Below are 18362 nucleotides of genomic sequence, written 5' to 3' on the forward strand. Positions count from 1 at the left end.
CTGACGTCAGCACTTGATAAAAGGTTCGCTGGTTTTGCGACTTTTATTGGCCCGTCGGCGTTGGCATTTCGATGTCCAATGGCTTCTTTTTACGTGGTCCAAGATACAGGATTGACCCAACAGACATGGCTACCAATATCAACGCGATTGGGTGGCTTAGAAGCTGTGCAGGATCGTCGCCAGTGATAAGCCGCGCCCTGACAACCGCGCTTTCAAGCTGGGGAGTCAACAGGAACGCCACGATAAAGGCGACGATTGAGTAGCCAAGGGTACGCATCAAATACCCAAAGACCGCCGCGATGATCATCACGAAGACGCCAAAGGTTGCGCCCGTAATCACGAAGGACCCAGCAAAGCACAAGAGCATGGCTGCCGGATAAATCACCGTTCCGGGCGCAGAAACGATCATCGCCCAGAACCGCATGCCGAATTGACCTATCCCGAGATTGCAAAAATTGGCCACAAGCATCGCGCCAAACATGCCGTAAACCAGTTGGGCCTGTTGTTCGAAAAGCAAGGGTCCGGGTTGGATGCCGTGAATGATGAAGGCTGAGACCAGGAGCGCGGCGGCGATATTGCCGGGAATGCCCAAGGTCAGCAACGGGATCAGGTTTGCGCCGACCACGGCGCTGTTCGCCGTCTCGGACGCCGCGATACCGCGTGGATCGCCTTTACCGAAGGACTCCGGGTCTTTGGCCGCTTGCTTGTTGACGGAATAACTCAAAAATCCGGCCGTTGTGGATCCAAGTCCGGGGATCGCGCCAATGATCGTTCCAATAACAAAGGCACGTAGGGCGACAAAACGGTTCGCCCAAAATTCAGCAAAAGTCACGGTGCTGTCTGCGCGTGATCGACCCTTGATCGAAATTGCTGAGTGTTGGGTGCCCTCAGATCCGCGCATGCCCAGCAATCCGACCAGTACCCCGCTCATGGCGAGGGCACCGATGCTGACAGCCGTTAATGGCACCCCTTCGTAAAGCTCGAGCAGGCCAAAGGTGAACCGCGGTGTCGCCATTCCCGGATCAAGGCCAATCGTGGCGATCAAGATACCAAAGGCCGCAGAGATAAGCCCTTTTATCATAGAGTCTCCGACCAATCCGCTGATCACAGTAAAGGCCAGGATCATCAGGGCAGTAATTTCAACCGGACCCATCTTTAGGGCGACAATCGCCAAAGGTGCGGCCAGAAGGATCAAAACGATATCACTGGCAATGTCGCCGGATACCGAATGGTAAAGCGCGTATTTCATCGCTTTCATCGGTTTTCCGTTTTTGGCCATCGGGTGACCATCCATCGTCGTCGCCGCGGATTCCGCCGATCCAGGCACATTGAGCAGAATGGCCGGTATCGCGCCGCCAACCGTACCGCCTTTATTGACCGAAATCAGGAAGGAAATCGCGGCCAAGGTATCAAGCCCGTAGGTTAGCGGCACGGCAATGGCCAATGCCATAATAATGCTGAGCCCGGGAATAGCTCCGACAATCTGGCCAAGCGCCACGCCGGCCAAAATGAACAGCATGTTTGTCAGCGTAAACACGTCCGCAAATCCGGCGAGGAGAAGGGAGAAATCAACCATAATAGGCGCCTTTGGGTACAGTTATGACAGGGAGCGCGTCAGGAGAACGGTGAACAGGAACCACACGAAGAATGGCACTCCGATCAACGTTATCGCGGCCCAGACAGGCCTGCGTTCACGCAATAGTACGAGACTTGCAACCATCAAGCCGCAGGCCACCGGAATGAAACCGACAACGGGAAGCAGCAATGCAGCAACAGCTAAAGCCACAATAAAACACGTAAAGCCGAAAACCTCGGCTTTACGTGGAACTGAAGCACCCGGTTGCGCCAATATGATCTGCACACCCCCCAAAACGAGGAGAATCCATCCCGCGGCGCGTGGAAACAACGCGGGATTTAGCGGATCGCCGGGCATTGACGTCACATAGTTCGGGACCAGCCACAGCAAAAGTGCGGCACCAAGTCCAGAGACGACAAAGCCCTGAATGCGATCAGCATTGATCAATTTGCCAGCTTCGCTTCATAGAAAGCAGATGCGGTCGCAACCCATTCAGCTGTGCCTTCTGGTCCCATGTTGCCTGGAACAGTTGAGCGACCAGCGAGGAAATCGACATAATCTGGCGAGCTCGTTACATCCGCCAACGCCTCGGCAAGGCAAGATTGTATCTCGGCTGGTGCATCTTTGTTCACGATGAAAATGATGTGGCCCTCGATGGAAAGATCGACGCCACTTTCAACTGCAGTCATTGTGTCAGGCGCATAGGGCGCGCGATTAGCAGTCAGCGTTGCCAACTGCACCATCTTACCGGCTTCAATTTGCGGAACATGGGCCGCGCCTTGAATGGTTGCATCAACATGCCCACCCAACGCCTCTTGCAATGCCGCAGCTGATCCCTTGCCAGGGACGGCGACGAGATTGATACCGTAATGCTCGGCGAGCGTGTCCACTGCGATTGTATGGCTTGATGCACCGACCGATACAGTTGCACGGCCTTTTTCCTTCGCCATCGCCACAAATTCCTCAAGCGTGTCGAATGCGTTTTCCTCCAAAGTCACAAGACCGTAGTTCAGGACCATGCCAGTGCCAAGATACCCGAAATCATCGTGGGTATAGCCGATATCTGCGTTGACGTGGGGGTTGATCGCAACGGTTGTATTGCTCACTACGCCGACTGTAAGGCCATCCGCTGCCCCGTCAAGAAGCCCGCGCGCCATAACGCCCCCGCTTGCTCCGGGTTTGTTGTCGACAACAATGGTCCAGCCTGTTGCTGCTTCAATATCGGCCGCAACCTTGCGTGCAACCGTATCGGTTCCGCCGCCTGCACCGTAGCCGACGTAGAAATTCACATTGTCTGCTGGAAATCCAGCGGGACAAGAATCTGCCAAAGCCGAAGTCGCCGCAAGTCCAGTGCTTGTCGCAGCAATAAGAATTGATTTTGTGATGTTCATTTTAAGCCTCCCTTTTGTCCTATAGGCTATAAACATAGTTTTTTGATTGATGCAATGGTTAATGATGTCCAAGGCTTTCGTTAAACAGTAGTGAAATTGGAGTTGTCTAAATCAAAAGTATAAAGCTATACTATTAGTTTTTATGCTTGCGCCAAAAGGTTGGTTGTGTGAAAAGGATGCAATTTTCAGACCTGCTCGCCCTCAGGAAGATACCAAATGACGTTGGAAGCACTTGATGTTGTCGTAAACGACTATGTCGCCGTCGTGACGATTAACCGCCCCCCGGTGAATGCCCAGAATAACAAGCTGCGCGAGGAAATTCAGCTTGTTATGGACAGCCTTGGTGATCGCACGGACGTGCGCGCTATCGTTTTGACGGGCGAGGGCAAAGCGTTTTCGGCGGGGGCTGATTTATCAGAACGTCCGACGCAGGACCCGGGCAATTACACCGCGCACAATCGCAGGGTCCGGGCCAGTTTTGATTGCATCCTGGAATGCCACAAGCCGGTCATTGCCGCCGTCAATGGGCCTGCCATTGGCGCAGGCTGTGTAACAGCACTGTGTTGCGACATTCTGGTGTTTTCCGAAAAGGGTTATCTGCAAATGACGGAAGTGAACGTCGGTCTTGCTGGGGGCGTCGCCCATGTGCGCCGCCATTTAGGCGAATCTGATGCCCGACTTATGCTTTTGACCGCACGGCGAATGTATGGCCCGGACCTGTTGCGCATGGGCGTCGCTTCGGCCTGCACCGCGCCTGAAGACTTGATAGAAACCGCGCTGGATATCGCGCGCGATATCGCCAAGGCCAGCCCATCAGCTGTGCGCGCGGCCAAGGCATCGTTCCAAGTCACCGAAGGGCAATCTGTCTACGATGGCTACCGTTTCGAGCAAGGGCAAACCAAAGCTCTTTCCACGTCCCAAGACAGCGCAGAAGCAATGGCCGCCTTTCAAGAAAAGCGTAAGCCTGTATTCAAACCCTAAGATCAAAGGACGCGGCATGGCCATAACGAATGAGATGATCCAGATCGCCACCAAAGAGCTTTACTCAAGGGCCCTGCGCAAGGTCCCCGCAGATGCAAAAGCCGCGCTTGCGGGGGCTATGAAAACCGAAACCAACGAAACAGCACGCCAAACCCTAGAGCTTCAACTGCGCAGCGCGGAGCTGGCCGAAAAGAAGGATCGCTTCGTCTGTTCGGACAGTGGGGTGCCAACCTATTTTGTGAAAGTTGGCTCAAACGCGAAGCTGGCCTGCGATTTTAAGGCCGCCATTCGCGCAGGCTATGAACATCTCGTCGAAACGATCGACCCGCCCATGCTAAAACATGTCACCAATCCTTTGACGCTTGCGCGCAGCTATCACGGCAAAGACATGCCCATCGTCAGCTATGACTTCGCAAGCGGTCTGGATTATATCGAAATGATCTGCTCCCCGAAGGCGCTTGGGTCGGGCCGTTGGGCCGCGTTAGAGCTGTTTACCTTTCCAACGCTCGAGGAGATCGAGACCTATATTCTTGACGTCGCGATCAAGGCAGGGGCCCAGCATTGCCCACCCGTGGTGATGGGTGTTGGGATCGGCGGTACGTTTGATCACTGTGCGGGAATGGCCTCCAAGCAAACTCTAAGGCCGATTGGGCAAACCAGCCCTGATCCGGACATCGCCGCCATGGAAAAGCGGTTGTTCAAAGCGGTCAACGCCCTTGGCTTTGGGCCGATGGGCACAGGTGGGGATACGACTGTTCTGGGCGTGCATGTTGATTATTCCAGCGGGCATGGCTTCACGCCCGTAGCGGTGGCGTTTAACTGTTGGATCAACCGTCGCACTAGCGTCAAAATTTGGGGCGATGGACGGATGGAGTGGGGCGAATGAGTGTTACTGAACATGAACTCACCCTGCCCTTGAGCGAAGATGCCGTGCGCAGGCTCAACATCGGCGATCAAGTTTATTTGAGTGGTGAAATTTATGCGACGGCGGGCATGCCGACCCATGATCGCTTGCTGGGCTGTCTTGATGGCGTAGAGCCCCTTCCCTTCGATCTGAAAGGCGCCGCGCTGTTTCACCTTGGCAGTCTGAACGAAGAGGCCGATGATGGCTCTCTTCGGATCATTTACATGAACCCCACCACAAGCACGCGTTTCAATGGCCACATGCCGCGTCTTATTTCCGGACTTGGATTACGGGCTACGGGCGGCAAAGGCGGACTGAGTGCACAATGTGCGCAGGCGATGGCAAAAGCAGGCTGCGTTTACCTCGCGTTTTTGGGTGGCGGTGCGCAGATCATCACGGCGGGGATCCACGAGGTCACCGGCATTGGCTGGCCAGAAATGATTTCGCATTACCGGATCGCCCGGATCGAAGCCGAACGGTTGGGGCCCCTGACTGTGGGCATTGATGCCCATGGCAACAGTATCTACGACCAGACCAAGACGGCCGCATTGGACAAACGTCAAGCCATTCTTTATGAAATGCGCTCCGCGCGAGATGCTTGTTAGCTATGCCGTTACGAAAGAGCGGCGCGCTTGCAGCGCTTAGCTGATAATACGACAACGTCGAGCGTCGTCTCTTCGCCTTCGGTGCCCGAGGAGAAGACCATGGACACCGCCTTGGCATCGCTTTCGGGCAGGCGATTAAAAATGCGGTCGCGCTTGTTGGCTAGATGGCCGTGAATGTAGAACTGCATCGTCAGAATTTCGCGCGTTCCGCCGAAGAACTTGACGTGAATATGAGGCGCGCGCACGAGATAGGTCACGGGCTTGATCGTCGGAAAACATAGCCGTCGTCCGGACCCTTGATGTTATAACCAAAGCTTTTAAAGGCCGCATCGACGCCGATGTTTTGTCGGTCACCGCTATGCGGGTATTTTCCGCTGATGTTACAGCGCCAGATTTCGATACGACGCTCGGCCAGCGGGGCGCCATCTTTTTCCAGCACACGCCCAATGAGCGTGATCACGTCGCCACCAGCTTCGCGCACCGCCCCAACGATCTTAACCAGATCATTGTCCACATCAGTCCGGCGCATGGAGGGTGTCGGATAGAAGGGCCCTTCGGTGGCACCAGGCGTCAGTGTCGCAGCATAAAGATGATGTGCTGTGGTCGCGACAAGGCCTCCCATGCCAGATGCAAGAATCTCGCGGCGTGTTTGTCTTTTGATGGTCATTGTTTGATTGCTCCGTTTTCAAGCGTTGGTGGTGGCATATTTGAGGGGTGCGATCCGTCGGTCTTATTGTGCTTTCCAGATAAAAGAGGGTGAAAATTTCTCTTGCCTTCAGGTTCACCCACTATAAGCTATAAAGATAGCTTTATGATGGGTCTTGCAATTAGGCCTACACCATAAGATCTGGGAGGATGAAACAATGTCACGTATGAATACAAACTTTACCCGTCGTCGCTTGGCAGCCATCGCGATTGGGGGGCTTGCGCTGCTTGGAGCCGGAGTTGCCGCTGCGCAGGACTATCCAAGCAAACCAGTCACGCTGGTCGTTGGCTTTCCGCCGGGTGGCTCGACAGATGTTGTGGCGCGCATTCTGGCCGAACACATGACCGGCACTTTGGGTCAGCCTGTCGTAGTCGAAAACCGCGCAGGGGCCGGTGGGACGGTGGGCATTGGTCATGTGGCAAGCTCTGATCCCGACGGCTACACGCTTGGCGTCAGTGGCGTTGGCGCGTCGATCCTTATTGACGCACTTGGCCGAGAGCCGGGATATGACATCGACACGCAGCTTGATATCATCGGTGTGATGGGCACGCTGGGACTGGTGATTGCCGGCCGGAATGGCTTGGAGGCCACCACTCTGCCGGAGCTTGTGGCCTTCGCCAAGGAAAACCCCGAGGCGCTGACCTATGGCACCTCCGGTGTTGGCACGCCGGGGCATCTGGCGATGGAGTACCTAAAGACAGTTGCCGGTTTTGACATGCTGCATATTCCCTACAAAGGGAACACGCCTTTGATGAACGACGTTCTGGGCGGTCATGTGGATATTGCCATGCTGACAACGCCGGGCGCGGCAGAGCAGGTGCGCGCCAAGGGAATGTATCCGTTTGCCGTGTCGTCGCCGGAACGTTCGCCGTTGATGCCGGAAGTGCCGACTGTGATCGAGGGTGGGTTTGGGAGCTACACCGCGACGCTCTGGAACCTTCTCGTGACGCCCAAAGGCACACCGGCGGATGTGCAGGCGAAGCTGTCGGAGGCTTTAAACGCCGCGATGCAAGATCCAGCGGTACTTGAGGCCTATTCCAGTAAAGGGTTGGCGCCGACGCTCACCAGCCCTGCAGACGCGGTGCAGTTCCACGCCGATGAGCGCACCAAGTGGCAAGAAGTGATCGAAGCCGCGGGAGTTCCGACCAACTGATCCTAATCACTAACTATGGGGCGGCTCATGCCGCCCTTTTTCTTTGCACTATCGGAATTGGCCATGAAAACCCACTCCCTCCGCCTTGTCGTCTCGATCATTCTTGCGGGCATCGGGCTGATCGGTTTTGTGATCGGTCTCGATTACGAATTTGGCTCTGCGCGTCGCATGGGAACGGGATACTTCCCGGTTGTCCTATCCGGCCTGCTCTTCGTGCTGGCGATGGCCGAAGGCGTATCTTCTGTCCTGATGCCCGAGGCGCAGAGCCCGGAGCCTCTGGATTGGCGTTCGTTGGCGGCGATCCTATGCTCGGTCGCCGCTTTTGCCATCACGATTGCGCTGTTTGGCCTGATCCCAGCATTTGCGGTGGTGGTCGGCCTTTCGACTTTGTCTGAGCGGGGATATGGCTGGAAACCGGCGCTGATCCTATCGGTGTTCACCTGTATCGGCGCTTGGCTTTTGTTCACCCAACTGCTCGGCATGGCTTTGCCGCTTTTGCAATGGAGGCTCTGACCATGTGGGACAACATTCAGCTTGGCTTTGCCACCGCCTTTACGTTAACGAACCTCGGTTACTGCTTTTTGGGGGTCTTTCTGGGCACGTTCATCGGTGTGCTTCCGGGGCTTGGGTCTCTGGCCGCGATCTCCATGTTGTTGCCCTTGACCTTCTACCTGGAGCCCACCACGGCGCTTATCATGTTGGGCGGCATTTATTATGGTGGGGAATACGGGGGGTCTATCACCTCCATCCTGCTGAACCTGCCCGGCACGCCTTCGGCGGCGGTGACCTGCCTTGATGGGAACCCAATGGCCAAGCAGGGACGAGCCGGGGTGGCCTTGTTTGTCACCGCGATGGCTTCGTTCATCGGGGGCTCTGTGGGGATTGTTGCGCTGATGGGCTTTGGTCCGGGCATTGCACGGATCGGGTTGAGTTTCGGCCCCGCTGACTATTTCGCCTTGATGCTTCTGGGGCTCGTTGCGGCGGCGACGGTGGGTGGCGGCTCGGTGATCAAGGGATTGATGATGGTGGTCCTGGGTCTGCTCTTGGGCACGGTTGGCACCGATGTGATCTCCGGCGATTTCCGCTACACCTTCGGCTTGTTGGAACTGCGCGACGGGATCAGCCTCGTGGGCATGGCGATGGGGCTGTTTGGCGTGGCAGAGGTCGTCAGTTCCATTCGCGACGCAAAGACCCGCAAGATCACGCAGAAGGTCTCGTTTCGCTCGATGATGCCGACCCGGGCAGACATGCGGGCGACGCTGGCTCCGATGGCACGAGGCAGCACGATCGGTGGTTTTCTAGGGGCGCTACCGGGCGCAGGCACCGTGATCGCAGCCTTCCTGGCCTATGCCACAGAGATCCGTGTGGCCAAGGACAAGACCCGCTTTGGTAATGGCGCGATTGGGGGCGTGGCCGCGCCAGAATCCGCCAATAATGCTGCGGCGCAGACGGCCTTTATCCCAACCCTGACCATCGGCATCCCCGGCAGCGCCACCATGTCGATCATGCTGGGCGCATTGATGATCCACGGGATCACGCCGGGACCACTGCTGATCTCGGATCATCCAACGATCTTTTGGGGGTTGATTGCGAGTTTTTGGATCGGGAACCTGTTTCTGATAGTGCTCAACATCCCGCTGATCGGTCTTTGGGTCAGGGTGCTGCAACTTCCGTACAAATACATCTACCCGGTTGTGATCGCCATGATCTGCATCGGTGTCTTCTCCATGCGCACCAGCGCCTTCGATGTCAGCCTTGTGGTGATCTTTGGCGGGCTTGGCTATATGCTGATAAAAACTGGATATTCGCCGGCGCCGTTGATCCTTGGGTTTGTGCTGGGGCCGATGCTGGAAGAAAACCTGCGCCGGGCCATGCTGATGGCGCGGGGCGATCCGATGCGGATGATCTCGGACCCGCTAACCGGGTCGCTCCTTGCCATGTCAGCCTTCCTGCTGATCTGGGCGGTTGTCGGCGGCATCCGAAATCTGATCCGAGCGCGTCGACTTCAGGACATGCCCAGTGGCGAAGCCTAAAATCAGGTCAGCTTGATCTCAACCCGCACCATATCTCCCCGATATATCCCGTCGGCCAAAAGCGCGACGGTGCCGTCTTCGGCCACAGCGATCCGCTGCACATAGGCAATCGGGTCGGCCAGCGATACGCCAAGCAATTCACTGACTTCCGGGTCGGCGGATCCGATTGTCAGTATCTGTCGAGCATCCACGATTTTGAGGTTCGGTATATCTGCAATCAGCCGCATCGAGGTCTTTGACGTGAAATCCGTTGGGTCGATCTTGTCGCTCAGGCGTGCGTCAATATAAACATCCGCAAGCAAAAAGGTTTCGTCATCCCTGCGGTGACGGCGACGTAGGTGCAGGTAGGATGGCGCAAGTGCCCCGATATCGGCTGGGTAACTTGACGGATTGACACCTGTTTGCGTGCTCAGCAATTCGATCTCTGCGTTGTCGCGGGACATCAAAAGACCGTTCCAGTCCGTTTGAACTTCGCACCACAGATCACGTCGGTTGCTTTTGCGCACAAAGGTTCCTTTGGCGCGGAAACGCTCGATAAGCCCTTCCTTTTCAAGCAGGCTCAAGGCTTGCCGGATCGTCATATTTGCGACTCCGCATTCTTTGGATAGTTCTTCAACTGTTGGAATGCGCGAATCTACGGGCCATTCATTGGTTTCAATCCGCCGGCGAAACAGGGCGGCAAGCTGAAGGTAGCGCGCGACAGCGCTTTTTCGAATGGCCGTGGCGGCCTGGGATGGCTTAACTGGTTTTGACACGAACTCTCCAATTTAGACGAAAGCAATCTGATCCAAGTCAACGATGCAACAACTAGTTGTGCTAGCTTATTATAGTTTGCCCTTGGGGAGCAAGAACCACCTGCACCGTCTTGCGGGTCACTCGACCGCCGTATCTCTTGAAGAGGTTGGCAGCGGACTGCGCGACGGTGGATCGCTATTCAGCTCTGCTGGGATATGATCAGGCAGAGGGATCTGGTGGGCATTCAATGTCATAGCAACCATCGAATAATACCCGACCAAAGCTGTTATTTCGACCGCCCCAATAGTACCCCAACGGTCAAGAACTGCTGCATAGGCGCTGTCGCTGACCTTACCGTTTTCAAGCAATTCGCGACTGAACTCGTAAATGTCTCGTTCGTCCGCACTATTGAATTCAGGTAAAGTTGCAGTGGCGATCGCATTGATGATTGCGTCATCCAAACCGGCCTTGCGGGCGGCTGCGGCATGTATCGTCCATTCAAGTTCGCTGTTCCAATGACGAGCGGCAACAAGAATGGCCAGTTCATTCAACTGCGCCGGAAGTGACGTTTCATAACGCAGAACTTGCCCAAAGGCCTGCCAGCAATCTGCGAGGGCCGGATTGTGCAAGGCCGCGCGCAATGGGCCGACAAGCGTCCCTCGCGGTCCGCTTATGATCTTGTCATAGACACCCTTTTGGGCTGCTGACATGTCGTCGGGTTTAACAAGAGGAATACGTGGTGCCATTATCCAGCGGCCTCCGGTGTCAGGCCAAGTACGGCAAGGACGTCATCTGTATGTTCCCCAAGTAACGGCGGGGGATTGTCAAAACGAAGCGCTGCGCGGTCAAAGCGCATTGGGCTCACCACCGAAGGAACCTTGCCCGCAAGCGGATGGGGCAATTCACGCAGCATTTCGCGGTGCTGCACTTGAGGTTCTGCAAAGGTCATCGGCACAGTGTTGATTGGACCGCAGGGCACCTTTTGTGTCCCGAATATATCAAGCCAATAGGCCAGATCCTTTTGAACAAGCTTTTCACAAATTAGGGAGTGCAACGTGTCCAAGTTTTTGACCCGCTCTCGGTTCGTAGCATAGCGGTCATCATTCGCAAGCTCTGGCTGACCCACCGCAGTGGCAAAACGTTGGAACTGCTCATCATTGCCGACCGCAATCACGATATGCCCGTTGCGGACTGCAAATACGTCCTGCGGCTGGATGTTGGGATGTTTGTTGCCACGCCTGATTGGTGTGTCGCCAGACACCAGATGGTTCATCGCCTGATTGGCCAGAATTGCGGTGGCCACATCCAGCATGGCGATGTCTACGGTATCGCCTTTGCCACTTTGGTCGCGCTCTGCCAGTGCGGCAAGAACGGCGATGGCCGCGTACATTCCGGTCATGATATCAACAATCGGTACACCTACTTTTTGCGGACCGCCGCCGGGCTCGCCATCTGGCGCTCCGGTCACGCTCATCAAGCCACCCATCGCTTGGATCATGAAGTCATAGGCAACGTCTTGGGCCTTTGGGCCATCCTGTCCGAAGCCGGTGATCGAACAAAAGATCAGTCGCGGATTAATGGCCTTTAGATCATCTGGTCCAAGGCCATAACGATCAAGGGTCCCAACTTTGAAGTTTTCAAGTACAATATCGGATTTGGCGGCCAAAGCCTTGATCGTCGCCTGCCCGTCAGCGGATGCAATATCGACCTCAACCGATTTCTTCCCTCGGTTGACCGAAAGATAGTAACCGGATTCAGCCGTGTCCTTGCCGTCTTTGTCTTTCAAATAGGGCGGTCCCCACTTGCGCGTATCGTCACCAACGCCGGCACGCTCGACCTTGATGACTTCTGCGCCGAGATCGGCCAGAATTTGCCCCGCCCAGGGTCCGGCCATGATCCGAGACAGATCAAGCACGCGAATATGTTTCAATGGTCCTGTCATGCTCAATTCCTGAATGTAAATGATGGTGAACTGTCGATGCTTCCAGCCGGTCCAGCACCGTCGTCAACAACAGCCGTCGCGGTAACTGACGGACGCTCGGCGATTTTGGTGTACCACGCCGCAAGCCTAGGCAAGGCAGCTTTCCAACCACAATCGCCATAGCGAAAGTCCAAGTGACCAAGGGCACAAACGACCGATACATGACCAAGTCCAAAACCAACCGTTGAGAGCTGCGCGCATTCGTTTTCAAGAACCACAAGCGCTGCGCGGGTTTTCGTCTCAAGGGCGGCCAGAATAACAGGGTCAGCATGATCGCCCCGCCCCCGTTCCGTGCGCCACAACAAAAGAATATCAATCAGCCCATCGCCCAAGGCCTGCCAGCGAAGATGCTTAATCCGCGCCTCCTCTGGCAGCAGGTCATCGCGGTTTGAAATTGCAATGAGGTGTTCACAAATGACCCGTGAATCAAACAAAACCTGGCCATCATCGGTAATGAGCGCGGGGATTTTACCCAGTGGATTGTCTTTTAAAATGTCCGGGTTTGGTGGGGCGGCGAATATCGCAAGGGACCGGACGCGCTCCACCTCATCGGTCAAACCGATTTCCTCAAGTATGATGCAGACCTTTCGCACGAAAGGTGACCTTGGGGACCAATGAAGTTTCATGCGGCACCCTCGCTGCTGACGGTTTGTATAAAGTGCAGCAAATGCGCGTTGAACGCGGCGGGCTGCTCCAAACACGGGACATGGCCCGCACCCTTTATTTCGTGCAAGACGGATCCGCTGATTGCGGGTTGAAGCTTGGTGGCCATACCCTGAGGCATCGCACCGTCTTCGGCACCGACGAGCAACAGCGTTGGACAGGTGATGGCAGCCAACTCGCCCGCATAGTCATAGTCCATAAGCGCAGTCGCACAGGTGGAAAACCCGTCAAAGGGTGTCGCTGCCATCATAGTGACAAGCCGATCACGCATCTCGACCGTGACACCGCTGGTCAGCCAGCGATCTGCCGTCGCATTTGCAAATTCCTTCATCCCGGACAGGCGCGCGTTTTCGATGCGTTCAGCCCAACCGGCAGCACCACCGGGTGCTGTCTTGGCTTGTCCGTCAGAAAACACAAGAGCCGTAAAGCGGTCAGAGGCCATCTTATGGGCAGATAAACCCGACGGCACGCCCATCGACAGCCCGACATAAATTGCCTTATCGACCGATGCGGCATCCATGACAGCCAGTACATCAGCCCCAAGGTCATCGAAGTCGAAAGGGGCTTGGGGAACACCTGATGCCCCATGACCAGCCTGATCGTAAAGCAACAGACCAAAGTCCCCTGCCAACGCGTCGACTTGATCGTTCCAGATCGTCTGATCCGTCATCAAAGAATTGCCAAAGACAATCCAAGGCGCATCTTCGCGCGCAGCAGGTATCACGGTCACAGAAAGATTGTATCCGTCACGAGCGGCTGTCAAAGTGTGTTTCGTTGGCGCGGTCATAGCCTTGTTTTGCCTCTGTCTTTTGCTGGTGTGAGACCCTGTGATCCGATCATGTGCGCTACGCTTGCGACACATCACCTTAAAAGCTAGTTGTATGGCTTTTTTATACTCGGCGCAATTGCTATCGCCCAGAAAGTACCGATTCAGCACCAAATTCTAGAGTTGACAACACTATTAAAGCTAGCTTTATAGCTTTAATTTAGGGCGGATGTTGCGTTGCCATGGCGCCGGTACGCGCGGCAATGCTGCGGTGCGATGGAATGGGGCTTACCTACGATTTCTTTTGGAGAGTGACTATGACCACAGATCAAAACAACGGTGTTGTGAGCCTGAAAATCCGGGCCGGCTTTGGTATAATTACAATCGACAACCCTCCGGTAAATGCGGGGTCTACGGCGGTTCGCACGGGGATTTTGGAGGCTTTAGCTGATGTATCAAGCCAAGATGTCCAAGGCGTTGTTATCGTCGGAGCCGGGCGCACCTTTATCGCAGGGTCTGACATCCGCGAATTTGGCGCTCCGCTGGCGCCGCCTGAACTGCCGCAAGTTATTGCCGCAATCGAGGATTGCCCGCATCCGGTCTGCGCAGCCATTCACGGCGCAGCTTTGGGGGGCGGATTTGAACTGGCATTGGGCTGTGATCTTCGGGTTGCGACGCCAGATGCTGTCCTCGGCCTGCCAGAGGTTACGCTTGGTATGGTTCCGGGTGCTGGTGGCAGTCAACGACTTCCACGGCTTGTCGGAATTGACACTGCCATTTCGCTTGTGTGTTCGGGCCGCCGCGTCCCAGCGTCCGAAGCAAAGACACTTGGTATGATAGATACGCTTGCTGACACGACTTCTGAAGACGCGTTAGTCTCCGCTGGGATTGCCGCAATTCAAGCCGCCCCCGTGAAACGCAAGTTGCGCGATTTACCCGTGCCCCCTGCCGATCCGCAAGCCGTGAAAACTGCCGAAGCAGCAGCGCTACGGCGTGGCAAAGGCCGACCGAACGTTTCCGAAGCGATCCGGTTGGTCAAGCTATCCGAGACATTGCCAGCCCAAGAGGCGATTGCGCAGGAACGCGGCGTTTTCCAGAATTTGAGGGTCAGCGAAGACGCCTTTGCACTGCGTCACCTGTTCTTTGCCGAACGTGCTGCGACCCGGATTGACGGGATTGATGCGCCGCCAAATACCATCAAGCGTGTCGGCTTGGTCGGCGGTGGAACGATGGGTCAAGGGATCTGCCGCGCCGTATTGGCCGCCGGTCTTCCGGTTACTTTGATCGAGCGCGACCCAGACTCTCGAGACCGCACGGCCCTCGCGATGCAACAGGCTATGGATGGCGCTGTTTCTAAAGGCCGCATCACCGCGCAGGTTGCTCAACACCGGATGGACTTGTTGACGGTAAGCGATCAGATCCAAGACCTCGCGGACTGCGATCTGGTGCTGGAAGCGGTGTTCGAAGATATGGCCATCAAAAAGGACCTGTTCCGGTCTTTGGATGCCATCCTAAAGCCCGGCGCGATCTTGGCGAGCAATACGTCCTATCTTGATATTGATGACATGGCCTCTGTTACCTCTCGCCCCGGCAATGTGGTTGGTTTGCATTTCTTTAGCCCAGCCGATGTGATGAAACTGCTCGAAGTGGTGCGCACCTCGTCGAGCTCGCAAAGCTCGCTTGCCACGGCACTTTGGTTCGCCAAATTCCTCAACAAGCAGGCTGTCGTTTCTCGTGTTGCTGAAGGGTTTATCGGCAACCGCATCTATTCAGCCTATCGCCGACAGGCAGAATTCCTTGTTGAAGACGGCGCCAAACCCGAAGAGGTGGACAAAGCTGCCACTGAATTTGGCTTTGCCATGGGACCCTTCGCCGTGGGCGATATGTCCGGCCTTGATATTGGGTGGAACATGCGCAAACGCCAAGCGGCGACGCGAAACCCTGACACGCGCTATGTCGATATCCCCGATTGGCTGTGTGAAGCGGGTCGTTTTGGCCGCAAGACGAAGGGAGGTTACTATGACTATATAAACGGCAAAGCGCAGCCCTCGGCCATTACGGCAAAGATCATTGCAGATGCGCGGGCCGCCAAGGGCATTACTCCGCGCAAAATCTCGCCAAAGGCGATCCAAGACAGACTTATTGGCGCGATCTTGAACGAAGCGGCCTTGGTTTTGAAAGAAGGCATCGCGCAGCGGCCAAGCGATATCGACGTCACCTTGGTGCATGGCTACGGCTTTCCACGATGGACAGGTGGCCCCCTATGGTGGGCTTCGGGACAAACACAACATAGTATTGCCGACATGAGCGACGGCTTGGCGGTTGCAGCTGGCACCGGACATGTAAGTGGCGACATTGAAGACATGATCGCGCCCCTGCGAGAGGCACGCCAAAACATCGACAAAAGGAAACTTGGACATGCGTGACGTCTATATTTGCGACTATATCCGCACGCCGATCGGGCGCTATGGCGGGGCGTTGTCTTCGGTTCGCGCCGATGATCTGGGTGCTGTGCCTTTGCGCGCCTTGATGACGCGCAATACCGGCGTCGATTGGGAAATGGTTGATGACGTGATCTTTGGTTGCGCCAATCAAGCGGGCGAGGACAATCGCAATGTTGCGCGCATGTCGCTGTTGCTGGCGGGCCTCCCCGAAACGGTATCAGGCACCACGATGAACCGTCTTTGCGGGTCTGGAATGGATGCTGTGATGACCGCGGCACGGGGAATCCGGTCAGGTGATGCCGATCTTATGGTTGCCGGCGGTGTCGAAAGCATGTCGCGTGCTCCCTTTGTGATGCCAAAGGCAGAGACTGGATTTTCGCGCAGCGCCAGCATCGCGGATACGACAATCGGATGGCGCTTGATCAATCCCTTGATGGAGGCGCAATACGGCGTGGATTCCATGCCTGAGACAGCCGAGAATGTCGCCGAGGATTTCAACATAAGTCGTGACGATCAGGATGCCTTTGCATATCGGTCACAACACAAGGCCGGTGCTGCGATAGAGAGCGGTCGGCTGGCCAGTGAAATCACGCCGGTGACCATCGCGCAACGCAAAGGCCCGCCCCGCATCGTTGAGGTCGACGAACACCCCCGCCCCGACACGACGCGCGAAGGATTGGCAAAGTTGCGGGCAGGCTTTCGCGAAGGTGGGACCGTCACGGCGGGCAATGCGTCAGGGGTCAACGATGGCGCTGCAGCATTGATCCTGGCGTCCGAAGCGGCGGTGAAGGCCAACGGGCTAACGCCTATCGCGCGTGTTTGGGGGGGTGCGACGGCTGGTGTACCGCCTCGCATTATGGGCTTTGGGCCGGCACCGGCGTCCAAAAAACTTATGGCGCGGCTCGGGCTGTCACAATCAGATTTTGACGTGATCGAACTGAACGAAGCCTTCGCCAGCCAGGGGCTTGCCACGCTGCGCGATCTTGGGATTTCGGACGACGATCCTAGGGTCAACCCAAACGGCGGTGCCATTGCTTTGGGCCATCCTTTGGGCATGTCGGGCGCACGCATTGTCGGGACCGCAGCCCTTGAGTTGCAAAAAACGGGCGGTAAGCGCGCCTTGTCGACCATGTGTATCGGTGTCGGGCAAGGGATCGCCGTAGCAATTGAGGCTGTGTGATGTCGCCTAGTTCACCCTAAAAAACGTGGCAGGTTTGTTTGAGAAAAAGGTTTGAAAAGCAGGTGATGGGTGTTTCGAAAACTGTGACGCGGATGGGCTTTGATCTTCGCTACCGCGTCTTCGGCCAAGGGCCAACAGTCGTGCTTATCCCGTCCCTTGGACGCGGCAGCGAAGATTTCGACGTCGTTGCCCCGCTTATCGCAAGCGCCGGCCTGCAGATTCTTTTGCCTGAACCCCGCGGGATCGAAGGGTCCTCCCCCCTTCAACAAACCGACACCCTCAGCGATATGGCCGCTGACGTCGCCGCCATCATCGAGGCGGAAAGTACCACGTCTGCTATCGTCGTTGGCCACGCTGCGGGGAATTGGGTCGCGCGTGTCCTTGCCCATGAAAGACCTGATCTCACGCGTTCTGTGGCGCTGCTTGCAGCGATTGTCACCAATGTTGTCCCCCCGCATCTCAGCGCCGCCATTTCCAAGTGCCATGACTTGACCTTGCCAGAGGCTGAACGCCTTGCACTGCTCAAGAAAATCTATTTTGCGCCGGGGGCGGATGCCTCTGTTTGGTTGGACGGGTGGTGGCCTGACGTTTCGGCGGACCAACGTCGCGCCGCGCGTCAAACCATTGATAAGACCTGGATACGGGTGGCTGACAAGCACCCAACTCTCTATTTGGCCGCCGCCCAAGACGTGATTTCACCGCCCCCAAGTTTAGACGCGCTAAGAGACACAATTGGACCAAAGGCATGCAGCGTCGTGATCAACGATGCAGGGCATGCGTTGCTGCCAGAGCAACCTGAACAGGTCGCACAAGCATTGCTGGATTGGATCACGGACCTGCCATCCGAGCCACTCAATTTCTAAGTCGTTTAAAGGGTGCTATCAGACGAATGAAAGCTAGCATCGGATTGCTAACGCCGCTTGAATCTATGCGCTCAATAGTTGGCGCCACTCAGTAAGAGCGGCGGTTCGATTGAACTTGAAATTGTCTCGTGAGTAGAAGTGGCTTTCATTTAGGGCTGTACAATCAACCTAACGCCACACCCAGCCTGCGTAGCGCCTTCAGCGTACACGAGTGGCACCAGCAGGCAAACAGCCGCGTAACCGCATGCCAAAGCAAACATGTTTGCATCGACGCGCAGGCGTGAGGGCGCGTGGCGGATGTAGACTAACAAATCAAGAATCCGATAGCGGTAATGTACGTTGTTTAACGCGCATTTGTCTGGCTCTATGTCTGGCTGGCTA

The 18362-nt window shown here is 56.0% G+C and carries 20 protein-coding genes; 9 read left to right on the forward strand and 11 right to left on the reverse strand.

The window, feature by feature from the left end; translation table 11 throughout:
* Positions 1 to 43: 43 nt before the first annotated feature.
* Genes ABF287_RS09980 through ABF287_RS09990 form a run of 3 tightly spaced genes read right to left on the reverse strand, consistent with a single transcriptional unit; the run spans position 44 to position 2967 of the window.
* Complete coding sequence (locus ABF287_RS09980; protein WP_347184861.1) at positions 44 to 1576, reverse strand: tripartite tricarboxylate transporter permease; 1533 nt, start codon at positions 1574 to 1576, stop codon at positions 44 to 46.
* A 21-nt stretch (positions 1577 to 1597) separates the two neighbouring features.
* Positions 1598 to 2023, reverse strand: coding sequence for a tripartite tricarboxylate transporter TctB family protein (locus tag ABF287_RS09985; protein ID WP_347184862.1), 426 nt, complete (start codon positions 2021 to 2023; stop codon positions 1598 to 1600).
* A complete protein-coding gene (locus ABF287_RS09990) occupies positions 2020 to 2967 on the reverse strand; it encodes a tripartite tricarboxylate transporter substrate binding protein (protein WP_347184863.1) in 948 nt (315 codons plus the stop codon). The genes ABF287_RS09985 and ABF287_RS09990 overlap by 4 nt, the downstream gene beginning before the upstream one ends.
* Before the next feature lie 216 nt (positions 2968 to 3183).
* On the opposite strand from ABF287_RS09990, the gene ABF287_RS09995 reads away from it, so the two are divergent.
* The 3 genes from ABF287_RS09995 to ABF287_RS10005 are packed head-to-tail and all read left to right on the forward strand — an operon-like array spanning position 3184 to position 5457.
* Positions 3184 to 3948, forward strand: a complete 765-nt coding sequence (locus tag ABF287_RS09995; RefSeq protein WP_347184864.1) for an enoyl-CoA hydratase/isomerase family protein — start codon at positions 3184 to 3186, stop codon at positions 3946 to 3948.
* Between the two features lie 16 nt (positions 3949 to 3964).
* Positions 3965 to 4834: a fumarate hydratase gene (locus tag ABF287_RS10000; RefSeq protein WP_347184865.1), complete on the forward strand. Its 870-nt coding sequence runs from the start codon at positions 3965 to 3967 to the stop codon at positions 4832 to 4834.
* On the forward strand, positions 4831 to 5457 hold the full coding sequence (locus ABF287_RS10005; protein WP_347184866.1) for a fumarate hydratase C-terminal domain-containing protein: 627 nt from the start codon (positions 4831 to 4833) through the stop codon (positions 5455 to 5457). The genes ABF287_RS10000 and ABF287_RS10005 overlap by 4 nt, the downstream gene beginning before the upstream one ends.
* Before the next feature lie 8 nt (positions 5458 to 5465).
* On the opposite strand, the gene ABF287_RS10010 is transcribed toward ABF287_RS10005, so the two are convergent.
* Together ABF287_RS10010 and ABF287_RS10015 are read right to left on the reverse strand one after the other, a co-directional pair.
* Positions 5466 to 5714, reverse strand: a complete 249-nt coding sequence (locus tag ABF287_RS10010; RefSeq protein ID WP_347184867.1) for a hypothetical protein — start codon at positions 5712 to 5714, stop codon at positions 5466 to 5468.
* Positions 5711 to 6124, reverse strand: a complete 414-nt coding sequence (locus ABF287_RS10015; protein WP_347184868.1) for a hypothetical protein — start codon at positions 6122 to 6124, stop codon at positions 5711 to 5713. The genes ABF287_RS10010 and ABF287_RS10015 overlap by 4 nt, the downstream gene beginning before the upstream one ends.
* Before the next feature lie 196 nt (positions 6125 to 6320).
* On the opposite strand from ABF287_RS10015, the gene ABF287_RS10020 reads away from it, so the two are divergent.
* The 3 genes from ABF287_RS10020 to ABF287_RS10030 all read left to right on the forward strand — a co-directional run bounded on the left by ABF287_RS10020 (position 6321) and on the right by ABF287_RS10030 (position 9349).
* Positions 6321 to 7316: a tripartite tricarboxylate transporter substrate binding protein gene (locus tag ABF287_RS10020; RefSeq protein ID WP_347184869.1), complete on the forward strand. Its 996-nt coding sequence runs from the start codon at positions 6321 to 6323 to the stop codon at positions 7314 to 7316.
* A gap of 63 nt (positions 7317 to 7379) precedes the next feature.
* Positions 7380 to 7829 carry a tripartite tricarboxylate transporter TctB family protein gene (locus ABF287_RS10025; protein WP_347184870.1) on the forward strand — a complete coding sequence of 150 codons (450 nt, stop codon included), beginning with the start codon at positions 7380 to 7382 and terminating at the stop codon, positions 7827 to 7829.
* Between the two features lie 2 nt (positions 7830 to 7831).
* The gene (locus ABF287_RS10030; RefSeq protein WP_347184871.1) at positions 7832 to 9349 is read left to right on the forward strand and encodes a tripartite tricarboxylate transporter permease; all 1518 of its coding nucleotides are present in this window, start codon (positions 7832 to 7834) and stop codon (positions 9347 to 9349) included.
* 2 nt (positions 9350 to 9351) lie between these two features.
* Here ABF287_RS10030 and ABF287_RS10035 read toward each other — a convergent pair whose 3' ends face one another.
* From ABF287_RS10035 to ABF287_RS10055, 5 genes are all read right to left on the reverse strand, one after another.
* Positions 9352 to 10104, reverse strand: coding sequence for a GntR family transcriptional regulator (locus ABF287_RS10035; RefSeq protein ID WP_347184872.1), 753 nt, complete (start codon positions 10102 to 10104; stop codon positions 9352 to 9354).
* Between the two features lie 117 nt (positions 10105 to 10221).
* Positions 10222 to 10830 carry a carboxymuconolactone decarboxylase family protein gene (locus tag ABF287_RS10040; protein WP_347184873.1) on the reverse strand — a complete coding sequence of 203 codons (609 nt, stop codon included), beginning with the start codon at positions 10828 to 10830 and terminating at the stop codon, positions 10222 to 10224.
* On the reverse strand, positions 10830 to 12026 hold the full coding sequence (locus ABF287_RS10045) for a CaiB/BaiF CoA-transferase family protein (RefSeq protein ID WP_347184874.1): 1197 nt from the start codon (positions 12024 to 12026) through the stop codon (positions 10830 to 10832). Before ABF287_RS10045 ends, ABF287_RS10040 begins: the two co-directional genes overlap by 1 nt.
* A gap of 2 nt (positions 12027 to 12028) precedes the next feature.
* Entirely contained in the window at positions 12029 to 12691 is a 663-nt protein-coding gene (locus ABF287_RS10050) for a glutathione S-transferase family protein (RefSeq protein WP_347184875.1), read from the reverse strand.
* Entirely contained in the window at positions 12688 to 13515 is an 828-nt protein-coding gene (locus ABF287_RS10055) for an alpha/beta fold hydrolase (protein ID WP_347184876.1), read from the reverse strand. The genes ABF287_RS10050 and ABF287_RS10055 overlap by 4 nt, the downstream gene beginning before the upstream one ends.
* A gap of 296 nt (positions 13516 to 13811) precedes the next feature.
* Between ABF287_RS10055 and ABF287_RS10060 the strand changes: the two genes are divergently transcribed.
* The 3 genes from ABF287_RS10060 to ABF287_RS10070 all read left to right on the forward strand — a co-directional run bounded on the left by ABF287_RS10060 (position 13812) and on the right by ABF287_RS10070 (position 17981).
* Entirely contained in the window at positions 13812 to 15920 is a 2109-nt protein-coding gene (locus ABF287_RS10060) for a 3-hydroxyacyl-CoA dehydrogenase NAD-binding domain-containing protein (RefSeq protein ID WP_347184877.1), read from the forward strand.
* Complete coding sequence (gene pcaF / locus ABF287_RS10065) at positions 15913 to 17118, forward strand: 3-oxoadipyl-CoA thiolase (protein WP_347184878.1); 1206 nt, start codon at positions 15913 to 15915, stop codon at positions 17116 to 17118. The genes ABF287_RS10060 and pcaF overlap by 8 nt, the downstream gene beginning before the upstream one ends.
* A 65-nt stretch (positions 17119 to 17183) precedes the next feature.
* A complete protein-coding gene (locus tag ABF287_RS10070) occupies positions 17184 to 17981 on the forward strand; it encodes an alpha/beta hydrolase (RefSeq protein WP_347184879.1) in 798 nt (265 codons plus the stop codon).
* 149 nt (positions 17982 to 18130) lie between these two features.
* Here the strand turns inward: ABF287_RS10070 and ABF287_RS10075 are convergent.
* Positions 18131 to 18362, reverse strand: a 232-nt coding sequence (locus ABF287_RS10075; RefSeq protein ID WP_347184880.1) for a hypothetical protein, incomplete at its 5' end; no start/stop codon positions are given.

Source organism: Pacificibacter sp. (assembly GCF_039769035.1).
Lineage (GTDB): Bacteria > Pseudomonadota > Alphaproteobacteria > Rhodobacterales > Rhodobacteraceae > Celeribacter.

Bases quoted from the DNA above. Each gene is read 5' to 3' on its own strand.
- ABF287_RS10040 (WP_347184873.1), bottom strand. From the start codon at position 10,830: ATGGCACCACGTATTCCTCTTGTTAAACCCGACGACATGTCAGCAGCC.
- ABF287_RS09990 (WP_347184863.1), bottom strand. From the start codon at position 2,967: ATGAACATCACAAAATCAATTCTTATTGCTGCGACAAGCACTGGACTT.
- ABF287_RS10060 (WP_347184877.1), top strand. From the start codon at position 13,812: ATGACCACAGATCAAAACAACGGTGTTGTGAGCCTGAAAATCCGGGCC.
- pcaF (WP_347184878.1), top strand. From the start codon at position 15,913: ATGCGTGACGTCTATATTTGCGACTATATCCGCACGCCGATCGGGCGC.
- ABF287_RS10025 (WP_347184870.1), top strand. From the start codon at position 7,380: ATGAAAACCCACTCCCTCCGCCTTGTCGTCTCGATCATTCTTGCGGGC.
- ABF287_RS10055 (WP_347184876.1), bottom strand. From the start codon at position 13,515: ATGACCGCGCCAACGAAACACACTTTGACAGCCGCTCGTGACGGATAC.
- ABF287_RS10070 (WP_347184879.1), top strand. From the start codon at position 17,184: ATGGGTGTTTCGAAAACTGTGACGCGGATGGGCTTTGATCTTCGCTAC.
- ABF287_RS10045 (WP_347184874.1), bottom strand. From the start codon at position 12,026: ATGACAGGACCATTGAAACATATTCGCGTGCTTGATCTGTCTCGGATC.
- ABF287_RS10005 (WP_347184866.1), top strand. From the start codon at position 4,831: ATGAGTGTTACTGAACATGAACTCACCCTGCCCTTGAGCGAAGATGCC.
- ABF287_RS09995 (WP_347184864.1), top strand. From the start codon at position 3,184: ATGACGTTGGAAGCACTTGATGTTGTCGTAAACGACTATGTCGCCGTC.
- ABF287_RS10050 (WP_347184875.1), bottom strand. From the start codon at position 12,691: ATGAAACTTCATTGGTCCCCAAGGTCACCTTTCGTGCGAAAGGTCTGC.
- ABF287_RS09980 (WP_347184861.1), bottom strand. From the start codon at position 1,576: ATGGTTGATTTCTCCCTTCTCCTCGCCGGATTTGCGGACGTGTTTACG.
- ABF287_RS10000 (WP_347184865.1), top strand. From the start codon at position 3,965: ATGGCCATAACGAATGAGATGATCCAGATCGCCACCAAAGAGCTTTAC.
- ABF287_RS10020 (WP_347184869.1), top strand. From the start codon at position 6,321: ATGTCACGTATGAATACAAACTTTACCCGTCGTCGCTTGGCAGCCATC.
- ABF287_RS10015 (WP_347184868.1), bottom strand. From the start codon at position 6,124: ATGACCATCAAAAGACAAACACGCCGCGAGATTCTTGCATCTGGCATG.
- ABF287_RS10030 (WP_347184871.1), top strand. From the start codon at position 7,832: ATGTGGGACAACATTCAGCTTGGCTTTGCCACCGCCTTTACGTTAACG.